This is a genomic window from Roseicyclus mahoneyensis, from assembly GCF_003148775.1.
GTDB lineage: Bacteria > Pseudomonadota > Alphaproteobacteria > Rhodobacterales > Rhodobacteraceae > Roseicyclus > Roseicyclus mahoneyensis.
Genome location: NZ_QGGW01000010.1, coordinates 90274 through 106114 on the forward strand (window position 1 = coordinate 90274; position 15841 = coordinate 106114).

General features: G+C 66.2%; 14 protein-coding genes. 7 read left to right on the top strand and 7 right to left on the bottom strand.

The genetic code is table 11. From position 1 onward, the window contains the following. The first annotated feature begins 64 nt into the window (after positions 1 to 64). Genes C7455_RS16990 through tcuB form a run of 3 tightly spaced genes read left to right on the top strand, consistent with a single transcriptional unit; the run spans position 65 to position 3205 of the window. Entirely contained in the window at positions 65 to 736 is a 672-nt protein-coding gene (locus C7455_RS16990; RefSeq protein WP_109670335.1) for a GntR family transcriptional regulator, read from the top strand. Beyond that, positions 733 to 2127, top strand: a complete 1395-nt coding sequence (tcuA, locus tag C7455_RS16995; RefSeq protein WP_109670261.1) for an FAD-dependent tricarballylate dehydrogenase TcuA — start codon at positions 733 to 735, stop codon at positions 2125 to 2127. Before C7455_RS16990 ends, tcuA begins: the two co-directional genes overlap by 4 nt. Further along, a complete protein-coding gene (gene tcuB, locus C7455_RS17000; RefSeq protein WP_109670262.1) occupies positions 2117 to 3205 on the top strand; it encodes a tricarballylate utilization 4Fe-4S protein TcuB in 1089 nt (362 codons plus the stop codon). Before tcuA ends, tcuB begins: the two co-directional genes overlap by 11 nt. Before the next feature lie 16 nt (positions 3206 to 3221). Here the strand turns inward: tcuB and C7455_RS17005 are convergent, their stop codons facing one another. The 7 genes from C7455_RS17005 to C7455_RS17035 form a co-directional block, all read right to left on the bottom strand. After that, positions 3222 to 4943 (bottom strand): cation:proton antiporter, encoded by a 1722-nt coding sequence (locus C7455_RS17005; RefSeq protein ID WP_245904388.1) that lies wholly within the window; start codon positions 4941 to 4943, stop codon positions 3222 to 3224. A 213-nt stretch (positions 4944 to 5156) separates the two neighbouring features. Beyond that, complete coding sequence (locus C7455_RS17010) at positions 5157 to 6212, bottom strand: Ldh family oxidoreductase (RefSeq protein ID WP_109670264.1); 1056 nt, start codon at positions 6210 to 6212, stop codon at positions 5157 to 5159. 12 nt (positions 6213 to 6224) lie between these two features. Next, positions 6225 to 6623, bottom strand: coding sequence for a cupin domain-containing protein (locus tag C7455_RS17015; RefSeq protein ID WP_109670265.1), 399 nt, complete (start codon positions 6621 to 6623; stop codon positions 6225 to 6227). 168 nt (positions 6624 to 6791) lie between these two features. Continuing rightward, positions 6792 to 7262 carry a cyanase gene (cynS, locus tag C7455_RS17020; protein ID WP_245904389.1) on the bottom strand — a complete coding sequence of 157 codons (471 nt, stop codon included), beginning with the start codon at positions 7260 to 7262 and terminating at the stop codon, positions 6792 to 6794. A gap of 33 nt (positions 7263 to 7295) precedes the next feature. Further along, positions 7296 to 8198, bottom strand: a complete 903-nt coding sequence (locus C7455_RS17025; protein ID WP_109670267.1) for an ABC transporter ATP-binding protein — start codon at positions 8196 to 8198, stop codon at positions 7296 to 7298. A 12-nt stretch (positions 8199 to 8210) separates the two neighbouring features. Further along, positions 8211 to 9044 (bottom strand): nitrate ABC transporter permease, encoded by an 834-nt coding sequence (gene ntrB, locus C7455_RS17030; protein ID WP_109670269.1) that lies wholly within the window; start codon positions 9042 to 9044, stop codon positions 8211 to 8213. A 3-nt stretch (positions 9045 to 9047) separates the two neighbouring features. Then, positions 9048 to 10430, bottom strand: a complete 1383-nt coding sequence (locus C7455_RS17035) for a CmpA/NrtA family ABC transporter substrate-binding protein (RefSeq protein ID WP_109670270.1) — start codon at positions 10428 to 10430, stop codon at positions 9048 to 9050. 203 nt (positions 10431 to 10633) lie between these two features. Between C7455_RS17035 and C7455_RS17040 the strand changes: the two genes are divergently transcribed. From C7455_RS17040 to C7455_RS17055, 4 genes are all read left to right on the top strand, one after another. After that, positions 10634 to 12511: a sigma 54-interacting transcriptional regulator gene (locus C7455_RS17040; RefSeq protein ID WP_109670272.1), complete on the top strand. Its 1878-nt coding sequence runs from the start codon at positions 10634 to 10636 to the stop codon at positions 12509 to 12511. A 99-nt stretch (positions 12512 to 12610) separates the two neighbouring features. Beyond that, positions 12611 to 13684 carry a flavin monoamine oxidase family protein gene (locus C7455_RS17045; RefSeq protein ID WP_109670274.1) on the top strand — a complete coding sequence of 358 codons (1074 nt, stop codon included), beginning with the start codon at positions 12611 to 12613 and terminating at the stop codon, positions 13682 to 13684. A gap of 225 nt (positions 13685 to 13909) precedes the next feature. Next, positions 13910 to 14755, top strand: coding sequence for a heme/hemin ABC transporter substrate-binding protein (locus C7455_RS17050; RefSeq protein ID WP_245904390.1), 846 nt, complete (start codon positions 13910 to 13912; stop codon positions 14753 to 14755). Positions 14756 to 14761: 6 nt separating this feature from the next. Next, positions 14762 to 15838, top strand: a complete 1077-nt coding sequence (locus tag C7455_RS17055) for a FecCD family ABC transporter permease (RefSeq protein WP_109670277.1) — start codon at positions 14762 to 14764, stop codon at positions 15836 to 15838. The last annotated feature ends 3 nt before the right edge of the window (positions 15839 to 15841 follow it).

A 15841-nucleotide genomic window follows, 5' to 3' on the forward strand; every position in this document is an offset into this window, starting at 1 on the left:
TCTTGCATCCATCTGTATCCAACTGTATGCGATTTACAAGAGAGGGAGCGCGATGGCCGCCGAAATGACACAGAGGCCCGACACCGGACAGGGCCGCGACGCCTATGACCGGCTGATCGCCGAGATACGGCAGGGCCAGTTGCGCCCCGGCGACCGGCTGACCGAGACGGAGCTGGCCGAGCGACTGGGCATCTCGCGCACGCCGGTGCGCGAGGCGATCCGGCTTCTGGAAAGCGACGGGCTGGTCGATCACCAGCCCCGCGCGGGCGCCCGCATCCGCCGCCTTGATCTGGCCGAGGTGACCGAGTTGTACGAAATGCGCGCGGTTCTGGAAGGCACGGCGGCGCGCTTTGCCGCCCGTGCGGCCTATGACAGCGAACTGGCGGAGCTTGACGCCATCAACGCCGAGATGGCGGCGGCAGCGCGCGACCCCGAACGGCTATATCACGCCAACCGGCAGTTTCACGGTGTGCTCCTGAATGCCGCGCGCAACCGCTTTCTCTGGCGCTCGGTCGAGGCGGTGCAAAAGACGCTGCTGATCCTCGGGCGGTCCACCATGGAAGAAGCAGACCGCGCGCAGGCGGCGGTGGATGAGCATGACATGATCTTGCGCGCGCTTCACGCCCATGACGGCGACGCCGCCGAGGCCGCGATGCGGCGCCATATCGAGGCCGCGCATCGCGCGCGGCTCAAGCAACTGCGTGACCAGGCGACCGAAGGGGGGGACCAGCGATGACCGATATCGACCGCGTGACTTGGGATGTGGTGGTGGTGGGCGGCGGCAATGCCGGGCTTTGTGCCGCGATCGAGGCGGCGGAAACCGGCGCCAAGGTCTTGATGCTGGAGGCCGCGCCCAAGACCTATCGCGGCGGCAATTCGCGCCACACCCGCAATTTTCGCTGCATGCATGCCGGGCCCCTGTCGGTGCTGACCGGCACCTATCAGGAGGACGAATATTTCGACGACCTGATCCGTGTGACCAAGGGCAAGACCGACGAGGATCTGGCCCGCATGACCATCCGCGACAGCGAGGCTTGCCTGCCGTGGATGGAGCGGCATGGCGTGGCGTTTCAGCCCTCGCTGTCCGGCACGCTGTCGCTCTCGCGGACCAACGCGTTTTTTCTGGGCGGCGGCAAGGCGCTGGTGAACGCCTATTACAACACCGCCGAGGATCTGGGCGTGCGCGTTCTCTATGAGGCCGAAGTGCGCCACATCACCGTGACCGAGGGCCGGTTCGAAGGGCTCGACGCGCGCATCGGTGGCAAGGATCTCCGCATCGAGGGGCGCACGCTGGTGCTGGCCTCGGGCGGGTTTCAGGCCGATCTGGACTGGCTGGCCGATGCCTGGGGGCCTGCTGCGCGCAACTTCTTGATCCGGGGCACACCCTACAACCGCGGCGTGGTGCTGCGCGACATGCTCGATCAAGGGGCCGACAGCGTGGGCGACCCCACCCAATGCCACGCGGTCGCCATCGACGGACGCTCGCCCAAATTCGACGGCGGCATCGTCACGCGGCTGGATTGCGTGCCGTTTTCCGTGGTGGTTAACCGCGACGGCGATCGGTTCTACGACGAGGGCGAGGATGTTTGGCCCAAGCGCTACGCGATCTGGGGGCGGCTGGTCGCGGCCCAACCCGATCAGGTGGCCTATTCGATCATCGACGCCAAATCCCGCACGCTCTTCATGCCATCGGTCTTTCCGCCCGAACAGGCCGACACGATCGAGGGGCTCGCGCAGCGGCTGGGCCTGCCCGGCAACAAGCTGCGCGAGACCATCGACGCCTTCAACGCCGCCTGCCGCGAAGGACCGTTTCACCCCACGGAACTGGACGGTCTGGCCACCCAAGGCATCAGCCCGCCCAAGACCAACTGGGCACGGCCCATCCTTGAGCCGCCGTTTTTCGGTTATTCGCTGCGCCCCGGCGTGACCTTCACCTACCTTGGCCTCAGGGTGGACCGCACCGCGCGGGTCTCGGCCCATGGCGCGCGGCTCCACAACATCTGGGCCGCGGGCGAGATCATGGCGGGCTCCATCCTGGGCGAGGGCTATCTCGCCGGCTTTGGCATGACCATCGGAACCGTTTTCGGACGCATCGCAGGCCAGGAGGCCGCCGCCCATGTCGCTTGACATCACCCCCACCCTCACCGCCACCGAAGAAGCCCGCCGTCAGGTCGAGATCTGCAACGCCTGCCGCTATTGCGAGGGCTATTGCGCGGTGTTTCCCGCCGCCTTCGCGGAACGCAGTTTCTCGGATGGCGACATCACGCAACTGGCAAGCCTGTGTCATAACTGCCGCGGCTGCTACTACGCCTGCCAATACACCGACCCCCATGAGTTCGCGCTGAACCTGCCCGCGGCATTGGCCGAGGTTCGGGTCGAAAGCTGGGACCGCTTCAGCTGGCCGGGCGGGCTGTCGCGTGCGTTCCAGACCCGCGGCGTGGCGCTGGCGGGCGCTTTGGTCGTGGGCATCGCGCTGATGTTTCTGGCGATCCGCGCCATCGGGTCTGCGGGGGGCGATGGCTTCTACGCCTATCTCTCGCACACGGCGATGGTGGCGATCTTCGCGCCCGCCTTTCTGTTTCCGCTGGCGGCTCTGGCTGTGGGGGTGCGGCGCTACTGGGCCGAGGTGGGCGGCACGCCGCTGCGGCTTTCGGATGTGACGGCGGCGCTGGTCGATGCGGGACGGATGCGCAACCTCTCGGGCGGTGCGGCAGAGGGCTGCAATTACGAGAAGGGCGACCGCTATACCGTCGCGCGCAAGCACGCCCACCACGCGGTGGTCTGGGGGTTCTTGCTGTGCTTCGCCTCCACCTCCTCGGGGACGGTGCTGCATTATGTCTTCGACATGCAGGCGCCCTACGGGTTGTTCAGCCTGCCCAAGCTCTTGGGCATCCCCGGTGGCATCCTCCTGACGCTGGGTGCCGCTGGCCTGATCGCGCTGAAGCTCAAGGCCGACCCGGCGCTTGGCGCGAAATCGGCTTGGGGCGGCGAGATAGCCTTTGTCGGCCTGTTGGGGCTGACAGGGCTGACCGGGCTGGTGCTCTATGCCGGCACCGGCACCGCGCTTGTCGGCCCGCTTCTGGCGCTGCATCTGGGCACCGTTCTCGCCTTCTTCCTCACCCTGCCCTATTCCAAGATGGCCCATGCCGCCTACCGGCTGGCCGCCTTGGCGCGTGATGCGCAGATCAAGGCCGCGCGGGGGTAACCCGCGCGGCGACAGGTCACGACGCGTCCTTTTCCTCGGACCCGAGCAAGGGGATCTCGGTGCGCTCGGCCTCGGGCGCACCGCAGAGCAGGTCGACGGCGCGGTCGGCGGCATCCTGAAACGGCTCCAGCACAAGATCGGCGCCCGAGGCGAACAGCTCCTCGGTGTCGCGCGCATGGTGCGAGGCGACCGCGATCCGCCCCCGGAACCCGGACATCCGGGTCAGTTGGATCAGCGTGGTGCGCGTATCCTCGTGGCTGAGGCCCGTGGGATGGATCGGCACGGTCGACACGATCCATTCGGCCTGTCGCAGCGGCAGTTCGGCCACAAATTCCGGATCGGTCGCATCGCCGAATTCCGTGGCAAGCCCCAGTTCGCGCCAGCGCCGCGCGGCCTGAGGGTTGAAATCGACCCCCAGAACCTTGACCCCCCGTTTTTGCAAACGGATGCCTATGGCGGTGCCGAAGCGGCCGAGGCCGAAGATGATGACCTTGTGCCCATCGTCACGGTGCGCGCCCGCCTCGGAGGGCTCGCGCGGGGTGCCGTTGCGCTCGAAGACCCAGAGAAACCGCTCGAACACGGCATAAATCTGATGCGAATAGGTGATCATGTAGGTGGAGGCCGCGATCGTCACGAGACCCACCATGGTGACAAGGCCCAGCGCATCCTCCTGCACATGACCTAGCGACACGCCCATGGCCACGAAGATCAGGGAAAACTCGCTGATCTGCGCCACGGTCAGGCCGGCCAGAAAGCCGGTCCGCTTGCGATAGCCCAGCGCCCCCATGATCACCAGCACGATCAACGGGTTGCCGATCAGCACAAAGAGCGAAAAGATGACCGCGCCGGTGACATGCGCCCCCAGAAGCGACAGGTCGAGCGCAGACCCCAGCGCGATGAAGAAGAACAACAGCAGGAAATCGCGCAAGGGCGCCAGCCGCGCCGCGATGGTTTCGCGGTAGGGGGTGGAGGCCAGCGCCACGCCCGCCAGCAGGCCGCCCACCTCCTTGCCCAAGCCCACGATATCGCCGATGGCCGCGAACATCGCCGCCATGGCGATGGCGAAGATCACAAGCAGTTCGGGCGCGCGCGCCAGCCGTTCGGTCAGCGGATTGGCGACATAGCGCACGAACAACACGACCATGGCCACCATCGCCACGCCCGAGGCCAGCACCAAGGGCACCGACCCGCCGCCATGCCCGCCCTCGCCCGCGCCGATCCCGATGGCCGACAGCACGATCATCGCCAGCACTACGACCAGATCCTGCACGATCAAGAAGCCAAGCGCGATCTGGCCGTGCAGGCTGTCGATCTCGCGTTTGTCGGACAAGAGCTTGACGATGATGATGGTCGAGGAAAAGGTCAGCGCCACGGCGACATAGAGGCTCGTGACAGCCCCAAGGCCCAGCGCCAGCCCGATCAGGTAACCAAAGACAGACGTGAAAGCGACCTGCCCCAAGCCGGTCAGCAAGGACACCGCCCCAAGCGAGCGGATCAGTTTGACGTCCAGCTTGATGCCGACAAGGAACAGCAAGACGGCGATGCCAAGTTCGGACAAGAGGTCGATCTGTTCATCCGAGCGCACCACATCGAGCGCCGAGGGCCCCGCGATCAGGCCCACCGCGATGAAGCTCACGATCAGGGGCTGGCGCAAGATGATGCCCAGAAACCCGATCACGGCGGCCATCACCAGAAGGGTTGATATCTCCGCAAACGGGGATTGGGCGATCATTTCCATCACGTTCAGGGGTTCCTTATGTTTCTTGTCCGGTCGTGGCCCTCATCCCTGCAAAGAGGGGGGTCGGGATTGCACGTCAGGGTTTTGATAGCGCAGGTTAATAGTGGTGTCAGAGCATTTCTGACCATTGCCTTGCCGGTGACCAACCCAATCGGCCACGCGGTCCGTGGATTGCGGCCCGAAACGGTCCCCGCCAGCCGGTAGTGGGGGCGTTCAGATCCCGAACGGCAATGCAATACCAAGGCGCGCCGCCCCTTGGGCGAGATCTTGCACCACATCGGCGGGAAGCTGCAGCCCCTCGACCCGCGCGGTTGCGTCGTGGCGCGCCTCCATCTCGCCGGGATAGAAGATCTCGGCCACGCCTGTCGCGCGGGGTGCGTCCTTCATCGTGGCGATCAGGCGTTCCATGTCGGCCCCGAACTCGGCCAGCGGGCGCAGGCGGGCGATGTCGACGGCCATGACGAAATGCCCTGCGCCCGATGCACCCTCGGGCATGTAGGGGCCGACCACATCGGGGGCAAAGGCGCTGCCCGACAGCACACCCGACAGAACCTCCATCGCGAAGGTGATGGCATAGCCCTTGTGGCCCGCCATGGGCAGGATCGTGCCTGCGATGCCCACCGCGGGGTCGATCGTCACGCGGCCGTCCGCGTCGATCGCCCATCCCTCGGGGATCGCCTCGCCGCGGGTGCGCGCGACGTAAAGCTTGCCGCGCGCCACGGCGGTATTGGCCATGTCGACCATCATCGGCGCGTGCCGGCCCGCGGGTGCGGCCCATGAAAACGGGTTGTTGCCGATCCGCTTTTCCCGCCCGCCCCAAGGCGCCATGGCGGCCGAGGCATTGGTCGAGATGAAACCGATGCAGCCCGCCTCGGCCGCCATCTTGGTGAAATACATCGCCGTGCCGAAATGGCCCGAGCGGCGGACGGATACGGCCGCGATGCCATGCAGCTTGGCCGCGCGGATCGCCTGTTCCATCGCGGCCTTTGCCACCACCTGCCCGATCCCGTCCTGACCGTCGATGAGGCCCAGCGCGGGCGGCGCGGGGTCGGCCGGCAGGGCCACATCGGCGCGCGTCGCGCCGGTTTCCAGTCGGGCGCCATACCAAAACAGCCGCATCACCCCATGCGAGGGATGCCCCCAGAGGTCGGATTGCACCAGCGTATCGGCCAACAGCCGGGCGGCGTCATCCGCCACGCCCAGCGCGCGGTAGCAGTCGGTGGCGAAATCCGTCAGCGCCTCGGGCGCGACTTTTGTACGTGTTTCCATGGTCCTGCCCTCTCAGCCTTGCGCCGGTGCGATGCGCGACACCGCGCCCGTCTCGACCAGCGTGCGCGTCGCCTTGGCCGAGGCATAGGTCCAGAAGATGCGCAGGCCCATGTCGGGCGACGGGTTGGAAAACCGGTGCTGGAGCCCCGAAGCGATCCAGCAGACATCACCTGCCTGCGCCGCGTGCACCGCGCCCTCGATCTCGATCAGCGCCGCGCCCGCGACGATCAGGACGCTTTCCTCGCAATCGTGGAAATGGAGCGGGATGCCCGCGCCCGGTGGGATGTCGGTGAAGCCGTTGAGGATATCCCGCGCGCCGCTGTCGGGCGTGATCATCTGCACGGTGGACGCGCCGCCGCCCCGCGCGATGCGGGGCCTGTCGGCTTCGCGCCGCAGCGCATGGCCGGTCATCGCGCGCGCGCCTTTGTGTTTGCGGAAATGTCGGTCATGGCCGCCCCTCCTGTCCCTCTTCTTGGGGGAAAGGGTTACGGACGGCGACAGGCACATGCAATGTCTTGCGGTCGCGCGCGGCCGCGCCGCCACGGGACGGACCCGGGCGGCACAGTCACGTTGCGCGCCTTACCAGCTGTTGTAGCCGAGGAACTTTCCCGACATTTCCAGCTTCACGCGGTCGCCCTTGGGGTTTTCGACCTTGGTGATCTGCATGTCGAAATCGATGGCCGACATGATGCCCACGCCGAATTTCTCTTCGATGATCGCCTTGATGGTGGGTCCATAGACGCCCACGATCTCGTACAGGCGATAGAGGCAGGGGTCGGTCGGAACCGCCTGTTCCCAGACCTTGGTCGGCGGCTCGGTCATGACGGATACCGCCTCTTGCGGCAGGCCCATCTGGGCCACCAGCAGTTCCGCCTTGTCCTTGGGAAAGGCGTTCATGCCCATGCAGGCCGAATGGGTCCAGACGGGCGACATGCCGATGCTCTCGGCGATGCCTTCCCAGGTCAGGCCGGCCTGTTTTTTGGCCGACAAGATCATCACCGTCACATCCTCCTTGGACATCATGACGGGGCGCTCGAAGGTGTCTTTCATCGCGGTCTCTCCTCTTGCGAATGGGGGGCGGCGTCAGTCGTTGACGGCGCGCAGTCGGGCGCTTGGCTCGGGGTCCTCGGCCGGTTTGGTCCTGTCGATCACCACGGTCTCGGGCGATTGCGTTGCGCCGCCCGAAGGCCGGCCCGACAGCGCCTTGGACCGGTGGCCAAGGAACTGCACCAGATGGTTGCGGATCGCGTAGTAGTTCGGGTGTTCCACGATCTCGGTGCGGCTGCGCGGGCGCGGGATGGTGATCTGAACGCTTTCGGCCACGCGGGCATAGGGGCCGTTGGTCATCAGCAAGATGCGGTCGGCCAGCAAGATCGCCTCGTCGATGTCATGGGTGATCATGAAGACGGTCTGTTCGGTCTGGCTCCAGACCTTCAGCAATTCTTCCTGAATGGTGCCGCGCGTGAGCGCGTCGAGCGCGCCGAAGGGTTCATCCAGCAGCAACAGCTTGGGCTGGTTGGCAAAGGCCCGCGCGATGGACACGCGCTGGCGCATGCCACCCGAAAGCTGGCTGGGCTTGCGCAGCACCGTGTCGCCCTCAAGCCCCACCATGGCGAGGTATTTGCGCGAATGGTCCTCGACCTGCGCCTTGGACCAATCCCGCTGTCGCGCGGCCACACCGAAGGACACGTTCTTCAGCGCTGAAAGCCACGGCAGGAGCGAATAGTTCTGGAACACCACGCCCCGGTCGAGCGAGGGGCCCGACACCTCGGCCCCGTCCATCGTGACGACGCCCGAGGTGGGGGAACCAAGGCCCGCAAGGATGTTCATGATCGTCGACTTGCCGCAGCCCGAATGGCCGAGGATGCAGACGAACTCCCCCCGGTCGATGCCGAAACTGGCGTTCTCGAACACCGTCGCCGTGCCGCCGCTTGCATCGGGAAAGGTCTGGGTCAGGCGTTCCACGCTGAGAAAGGGTTTTGTCATCGGACTGGTTCCTTATTCCGCGTAGGCCACAAGGCGCTGGAGCGCGCCAAAGGCTGCATCCAGGGCCATGCCGACAATGCCGATCATGAGGATCGAGAAGATCACCGAGGTGAGATCGAGGTTGTTCCACTCGTTCCAGACGTAATAGCCGATGCCAGTGCCCCCCACGAGCATCTCGGCGGCGACGATCACGAGCCACGCGATGCCGATGGAAATCCGCATCCCCGTGACGATGGTGGGGGCGGCGGCGGGCAAGATCACCTGAAACGCGGTGCGGAACGGCCCAAGCTCATGCGTGCGGGCGACATTCACCCAATCCTTGCGCACGCCGGCCACGCCGAAGGCGGTGTTGAGCAGCATGGGCCAGATCGAACAGATGAAGATGACGAAGATGGCCGAGGCCTCGCTGTCGCGGATGATGAAGAGCGCAAGCGGCATCCACGCCAAGGGCGAGATCGGGCGCAGCACCTGGATGAAGGGGTTGAGCGCGCGGTAGGCGACAGGCGACATGCCGATCAGGAAGCCCAGCGGAATGGCAACGAGCGCGGCAAGGAAATAGCCCGTCAACACGCGGTAGATCGAATAGCCGATCTGGATGCCGATGCCCTTGTCGTTGGGGCCTGCGTCATAGAACGGGTTCGACAACTCCTCCCAGGCCTTGGCGAAGATGTCGGACGGCGGCGGGATGGCGGCGCGGGGTGCGCCGCCGCCCATCAAACGCTCGTATTCCGTCATCTCGGTCGCAAGTTGCTGCTCAGGGATCGCGGCCTCCCAGAACAGGAGGCCCACGACGAGCAGCAAGATGGACAGAAGCGCGCCGCGCTGGTTGATGCTGAGAGACGCCATGGCTCAGGCCCGCCGAATGGCGAAGCTGTCGATGTAGCCCGTGGGATCTGCCGGGTCGAAGGTCTTGCCCATGATCGTATGGGTCCGGTAGCTCTCAGAGGGCGCCTCGTAGCCCAGTTCCTCCATGATCCGGCGCGCATCAGACGCCAGATAGACCTGTTCGGCCACCGCGCGGTAATCGATGTCGTTCTCGATATAGCCCCAGCGGCGCATCTGGGTCAGGATCCAGACGCCCATGGAATGCCACGGGAAGGGGTCGAAATCGATCCGGTCGGGCACGCGCTGCACATTGCCCAGACCATCCGCATAGGTGCCGGTCAGCACCTGCTGGATCACCTCGACAGGCTGGTTGAGGTAGTTTTCCGGCGCGATGGCGGCCGAGATTTCGGCGCGATTCTCGGCGGCCGAGGCGTATTGCGTGGCGTCGATGATCGCTTTCAAGAGCGCGCCATAGGTGTTGGGCAGTTCGGTTGCGAAGGACAAAGGGGCGGCAAAAGCGCAGCAGGGATGCCCTTCCCAGATATCCTTGGTCAGCAGGTGGATGTAGCCGATGCCTTCCCAGACAGCGCGCTGGTTGAACGGGTCGGGCGAGAGGAACCCGTCGAGGTTTCCGGCGCGCAGGTTGGCCACCATCTCGGGCGGGGGAACCACACGGATCTGGATGTCGGTGTCGGGGTCAAGGCCATGTTCGGCGACGTAGTAGCGCAGCAAGAAATTGTGCATCGAATACTCAAAAGGCACACCGAAGGTCATGCCGCGCCATTGCGCCGGGTCGCGCTTGTCGAGGTGGTCGTTGTGCAAGACGATGGCCTGCCCGTTGATGTTCTCGACGGCGGGCATGATGAAGGGCATCGCGGTTGATCCGACGCCAAGGCTCATGGCAAGCGGCATGGGCGTCAGCATGTGGCTGGCGTCATATTCGCCCGACAGCGACTTGTCGCGCGCGATAGCCCAGCCCGCGGTCTTGATGACCTGAGCGTTCAACCCGTAGCGGGCGTAGAACCCCATCGGCTCGGCCATGATGATCGGCGTGGCGCAGGTGATCGGCACAAAGCCGATGTTGAGGTCGGTCTTTTCGGGCGGTCCAAGCTGGTCAAGCAATGCCGCCTTGGCCGCATCGAGCGGAAAGATCGAGGCGAGGATCGAGGCGAAGGTGCCGCCACCAAGCATCCCCATGAAGGACCGGCGCTGGATGTCGTTGTGGCCGAACACGGAGCGCACGACCGCGCTTTCGATGGCGCGTTCCAGGATCTGTTCGGACGACATGGGCGCGGCGGTCGGGGCGGCGGCATGGGCATGGCTGGCGCAGCCGTCGCAGCCGCACTCGGCCCCGTGGCGCAGATCGGTCTTGTCGGAGAAGGGATTTCCAAGGCTCTTGACGGACATCAGGCGGCTCCTTGATTGGCAGTTGGGCTTATGGTGGCGGGGCAAAGCCTGAAACAAAAGCACCCGCCCAAAATTTCAGCAAAGCAAGAATATATATGAAAATCATATTTTTGGCGCGCAGTTCCTTGCAGGTGCTATTATGAATTTTCGTAATTTACGAAATTTCATAAGCCTGTGCCGCATTGCGGCGTTAAGCTTGGGTCATGCTCGATAGCGATCTCTCCTTCGATTCGATGGTGGCCATGGTGCCCGAGGCCGCGCTGGTGCTGGACACCGGCACGGACAGCATCGCGGCGCTGAACGCCCCGGCGCGGGACCTGTTGGGGGGATCGATCTCTGCCGGTTTGCGTTTCTCGACGCTGCTCGGGCCCGACCTCGCCCGCTTCATCGTTTTCATCGAGGAGCTAGACCATCGCGGCGCGGCCTGGACGCGCGAGATCGCCCTGCGCACCGAAACCGGAAGCGTGCATTGCGAGATGCGCGCCCGTCGGATCGGTTCGGACGCGCGCCATGTGTTCTTGCTGCTGGTCGATCTGGTCGAGTTGGACCGCCGCACCCAGCAGGTGGAAACCGAACGCCTGCATCGCGGCGGCCTGATCGAATGGAAGCGCGCGCATCAGTTCTTTTCCGAACTGGAACACCAAAACCAGCTGATCCTGAACGCGGCGGGCGAAGGCATCTACGGCGTCAACGCCGAGGGCAAGACCACGTTCCTCAACCGCGCGGCGCAGGAAATGCTGGGCTGGACCGCCGAGGACCTCTTGGGCCGCCCGATCCACGACATCATCCACCACCACCATCTGAACGGCGATCTTTACCATTCGCATGATTGCCCGATCTACCGATCCTTCCGGTTCGAGCAGGTCAACCGCATCGAGGACGAGGTGTTCTGGCGCAAGGATGGCCGCCCGATCCGGGTCGAATACGTCTCGACCCCGATCTACGACCAACAGGTTCTGGCGGGCGCGGTCGTGATCTTCCGCGACATCACCGAGCGCAAGGAAAACGAGAAGAAGCTGCGCGATGCGGTGGAAGAAATCGCCAATCTGCGCGACCGGCTGGAACAGGAAAACGCCTATCTGCAGGAGGCCATCACCACCGAGCGCGCGCATCACGAGATCATCGGCGCCTCGCCTGCCGTCCGCCAGCTGCTGACCCGGATCGAACTGGTGGCGGGCACCGATGCCACCGTGCTGATCTCGGGCGAGGCGGGCACCGGCAAGGCGCTGGTGGCCAATGCCATCCACAAGGCCAGCCCCCGCCGCCGCCGCCCGCTGATACATCTGCGCTGCGGCGCGATCGCTCAGGGCGCGATGGAGGCGGAGCTCTTCGGCCAGATCCGCGGCGCCTACCAGGGCGCGCTGCGCGACAAGCCCGGCAAGCTGGAACTGGCGCATGGCGGCACGCTGTTTCTGGACGATGTCGAGGAATTGCCGCCCGAGGTGCAGGGCCAGCTCTTGCGCGCGCTGCAAGACCGCGAGGTGACGCGGCTGGGCGACACCCGCAGCCGCAGCCTTGACGTGCGGGTGATCGCGGCCTCCACCCGCGCGCTCGACAAGGAGGTGGCGGCCGGGCGCCTGCGCGAAGATCTCTATCTTTGGCTCAACGTCTTTCCCGTCCTGTGCCACCCCTTGCGCGAGAAGAAGGAGGATATTCCCGCGCTTGCCACCCATCTCTTGGGGCTGGCGAGCAAGCGGATGAACCGCCGCCCGCCGGTCATCACCCAGCATGTGATGCAACGGCTGCAAGACTACGCCTGGCCCGGCAATGTGCGCGAATTGCGCAACGTGATCGAGCGGGCCACCATCGTGTCGCAAGGCGGCAAGCTGATCGTGGACCTGTCCGAACCCGATGGCCACGCGCGACAAGCGCCCCGGACGATCCGCACCGAGGCCGATCTGGAAGCGGACCTGCGCCGGACGCTGGTCGATTGCCTGCGGGAAACCGGCGGCAAGGTCTCGGGCAAGGATGGCGCGGCGGCCTTGATGGGCATCCCGGCCACGACCTTTTACTCGCGCATCAAGAAATTCGCCATTCTGCCGCAGGACTGGGCGGGGGATGGCACACGCGGCAGCGACTAGGATCGGGCCGGGCGCCGGGCGCATGCTTGCGCCTTGCCAATGCCGCCGCAACGGGGTCATGAGAGGCCCAAGACACCCCCGGCAAGAAGGCGGCACCGCATGGGCGCGGACCAGATCCCCGACAGCGATGTCATCATCCTCGGCGGCGGGCTGTCAGGGCTGCGCCTTGCCAGCCTGCTCCACCATGCCGGGCTGTCTTTCCAGCTGTTCGAGGCGCGGCCGCTTTGGGGCGGACGCATCGCGGTGCTTGCGGCCAAGGGCGGGCGCGTCGATCTGGGGCCGTCGTGGTTCTGGCCCGGCCAGAGGCGCATCGAACGGCTGGTGGAGGATCTGGGGCTGAAGAGCTTTGACCAACATGCCGAGGGCGATATTTTGTTCGAGACCGCGGCGGGCGTCGTGCAGCGCGGGGCGGGCTTTGGCTCGATGGAGGGATCGCTTCGGGTCGAGGGCGGGACACGCAGCCTGATCGAAGGGCTTGTGGCGCGCCTTCCCGCCGAGCGTCTGCACCTGTCGCACAAGGCGGTGGCGGTCGGGGACGGCACCGTGCAGCTGTCGGACGGAACCCACCACAGCGCCCGGCATGTCGTCCTCGCCCTGCCGCCCCGGCTGGCGGCCACGCTGATGCAAGACGCCAGCTGGCCCGATGCGACGCGCCAAAGCCTCGCGGCGATCCCGACATGGATGGCGGGACATGCCAAGTTCGTGGCGGTCTATGCCCGCCCGTTCTGGCGCGACGCCGGCCTGTCGGGCGATGCGATCAGCAGGTTCGGGCCCTTGGCCGAAATCCATGACGCCAGCGGCGCAGACGGCCGCCCAGCCGCACTTTTCGGCTTTCTCGGCGTGCCGGCAAAAGCGCGCGCGGCGCGGACCGAAGAGATCACGGCGCAGGCGCTGGTCCAGCTTGCCCGGCTCTTCGGACCGGACGCCGCGCGCCCGGTCCAGACCGCGCTACAAGATTGGGCCCGCGAGCCCCTGACCGCGACGGCAGCCGATCAGACGCCGCCTTTGGGTCACCCGGCTTATGGGTTGCCACGGGGCCTGTCTGACATCTTGGGCCATCGCCTGCATTTGTGCGCGACCGAGACCGCCCCGGACAATGGCGGTCTGATGGAAGGCGCACTGGCCGCGGCCGAACATGTGGCGCGGCAGATCTTGGGTGCCAAAGCGGCCTAGGCCATGGCAAGGGCGGACAGGCGAGCCCCTTGTTGCCCGTCATGCCTGCGGTGCCTTGCACCCTCCGACAATCTTGACTAATTTACTCGGAGATCGGGGCGCGAGCCCCCAGCCAGTGATGTCGGACGACCGACACAGCCAGCCCGCGATGTCATTCCCTTTCTGGATGGACCCGAGATGGCGGCTGGACCCTTTGGCACACTGCGCACGCAACGGCGTGCCCCCTTGAAACCCGCGCTCCTGATGCTGGCCGTGATCGCGGGGCAAATGCGGTCGCCCGCCCAAGCGGACCCGGCCGAGCGGGTGCTGGCGCTGGGCGGCGCGGTCACGGAAATCGTCTATGCGCTGGGGCAAGGCGACAGGCTGGTGGCCCGCGACACGACATCAACCTACCCGCCCGAGGCCGCAGCGCTGCCTGATGTCGGCTATGTCCGCGCGCTCTCGCCCGAGGGGGTGTTGTCGGTCGCCCCCGACCTGATCCTCGCCATCGAGGGCAGCGGGCCGCCCGAGACGATGGAGGTTCTGCGCGCCGCCGACATAGCGTTGGCCACGGTGCCGGAAGGGTATGACGCGACCGCGATCGTGGCCAAGATCACGGTCGTGGCCCAAGCGCTCGAGGTGCCCGAGGCCGGCGCGCGGCTGGTGGCCGAGGTCGAGGCGGCCCTGGCGGGCGCCATAGCGGCGGGCCGGACACAGACGCCGCCGCGGGTGCTGTTCATCCTGTCCCTGCAGGGCGGGCGGATCATGGCAGCGGGTGCCGACACCGCCGCGCAAGGCATCATCGAACTGGCAGGCGGAGTGAACGCCCTGTCGGGGTTCAACGGATACCAGCAGGTCAGCGACGAGGCGGTGTTGCTGGCCGATCCGGACGTGATCTTGATGATGGACCGTTCGGGCGAGCATGCGGCGGAGGCCACAGACATCCTTACCCATCCCGTTTTGGGCCAGACGCGTGCTGCACAAACAGGCGCGATCCTGCACCAGCCGGGTCTCCTGCTGCTGGGCTTTGGCCCCCGCACGCCGCAGGCCGTCGAGGCGCTGAGCGCCGCGTTCCGGCAGGCGCAGGGCTGATCCGGGATGGCAACAGCCGACAACAGCCCGACCCGCGACTTTGTCGCGGGTGACCGTCAGGGGCGCGCGCGCCGCGTGATGCTGGGCCTAGTGGCCCTGTTGCTGGTGACCTCGACCCTCTCGCTGGGGATCGGCGCCTCGGGGGTCAGCCTCTGGTCTGTGTTGGGGCAGATCGCACGAGCGGAGGCCGTCGCCCCGCGAGAGGCGTTGATCTTGTTCGACATCCGCGCGCCGCGTCTGGCGCTGGGGCTGCTGGTTGGGGCGGCGCTGGCGGTGTCGGGGGCGGTGATGCAGGGGCTGTTTCGCAACCCGCTGGCCGATCCGGGGCTGGTGGGCGTGGGCGCGGGCGCGGGGCTGGGCGCGATCACGGCCATCGTGCTTGGCGGGCTGCTTCCACTGGCGCTGCAAGACGTGGTGGGATTTTATCTTGTGCCGCTGGCGGCTTTTCTGGGCGGCTGGCTCACGACTTTGTTTCTTTATCGCATTTCGACCAGCCGGGGGCGCACCTCGGTCGCGGTGATGCTTTTGGGCGGCATCGCGCTGGGGGCACTGGCGGGCGCGGTGTCGGGCGTGCTGATCTACATGGCCGATGACGCGCAACTGCGCGACCTGACCTTTTGGGGCTTGGGCTCGCTTGCGGGCGCAACATGGGACAAAGTGCTGGTCGCGGGCCCGCTGATCGCGCTGGTTCTGGTGGTCACGCCCTTTCTGGCGCAGTCGCTCAACGCGCTTGCGCTGGGGGAAGGGCCTGCCGCGCATCTGGGCATCCCGGTGCAGCGGATGAAGACCATATCCATCCTGACGGTGGCGGGCGCGACCGGGGCCGCTGTCGCCGTCTCGGGTGGGATCGGCTTTGTCGGGATCGTCGTGCCACATCTGTTGCGCATCCTGACCGGGCCCGATCACCGATATCTGCTGCCCAATGCCGCCTTGCTGGGCGCCGCGCTGCTGGTCGGCGCCGACATGATCGCACGCAGCGTCATCGCGCCGGCCGAATTGCCGATCGGCATTGTCACGGCCACCTTGGGCGGCCCGTTCTTCTTGTGGATCTTGCTGCGCAACCGCAGCTTGCTGGACCTGTGAGCC

Coding starts and splice junctions, on each gene's coding strand:
- ntrB (WP_109670269.1), bottom strand. CDS start 9,044: ATGGCGTCTCTCAGCATCAACCAGCGCGGCGCGCTTCTGTCCATCTTG.
- C7455_RS17045 (WP_109670274.1), top strand. CDS start 12,611: ATGGGCGCGGACCAGATCCCCGACAGCGATGTCATCATCCTCGGCGGC.
- tcuA (WP_109670261.1), top strand. CDS start 733: ATGACCGATATCGACCGCGTGACTTGGGATGTGGTGGTGGTGGGCGGC.
- C7455_RS17055 (WP_109670277.1), top strand. CDS start 14,762: ATGGCAACAGCCGACAACAGCCCGACCCGCGACTTTGTCGCGGGTGAC.
- C7455_RS16990 (WP_109670335.1), top strand. CDS start 65: ATGACACAGAGGCCCGACACCGGACAGGGCCGCGACGCCTATGACCGG.
- C7455_RS17005 (WP_245904388.1), bottom strand. CDS start 4,943: ATGGAAATGATCGCCCAATCCCCGTTTGCGGAGATATCAACCCTTCTG.
- C7455_RS17040 (WP_109670272.1), top strand. CDS start 10,634: ATGCTCGATAGCGATCTCTCCTTCGATTCGATGGTGGCCATGGTGCCC.
- C7455_RS17015 (WP_109670265.1), bottom strand. CDS start 6,623: ATGACCGGCCATGCGCTGCGGCGCGAAGCCGACAGGCCCCGCATCGCG.
- C7455_RS17010 (WP_109670264.1), bottom strand. CDS start 6,212: ATGGAAACACGTACAAAAGTCGCGCCCGAGGCGCTGACGGATTTCGCC.
- cynS (WP_245904389.1), bottom strand. CDS start 7,262: ATGAAAGACACCTTCGAGCGCCCCGTCATGATGTCCAAGGAGGATGTG.
- tcuB (WP_109670262.1), top strand. CDS start 2,117: ATGTCGCTTGACATCACCCCCACCCTCACCGCCACCGAAGAAGCCCGC.
- C7455_RS17035 (WP_109670270.1), bottom strand. CDS start 10,430: ATGTCCGTCAAGAGCCTTGGAAATCCCTTCTCCGACAAGACCGATCTG.
- C7455_RS17025 (WP_109670267.1), bottom strand. CDS start 8,198: ATGACAAAACCCTTTCTCAGCGTGGAACGCCTGACCCAGACCTTTCCC.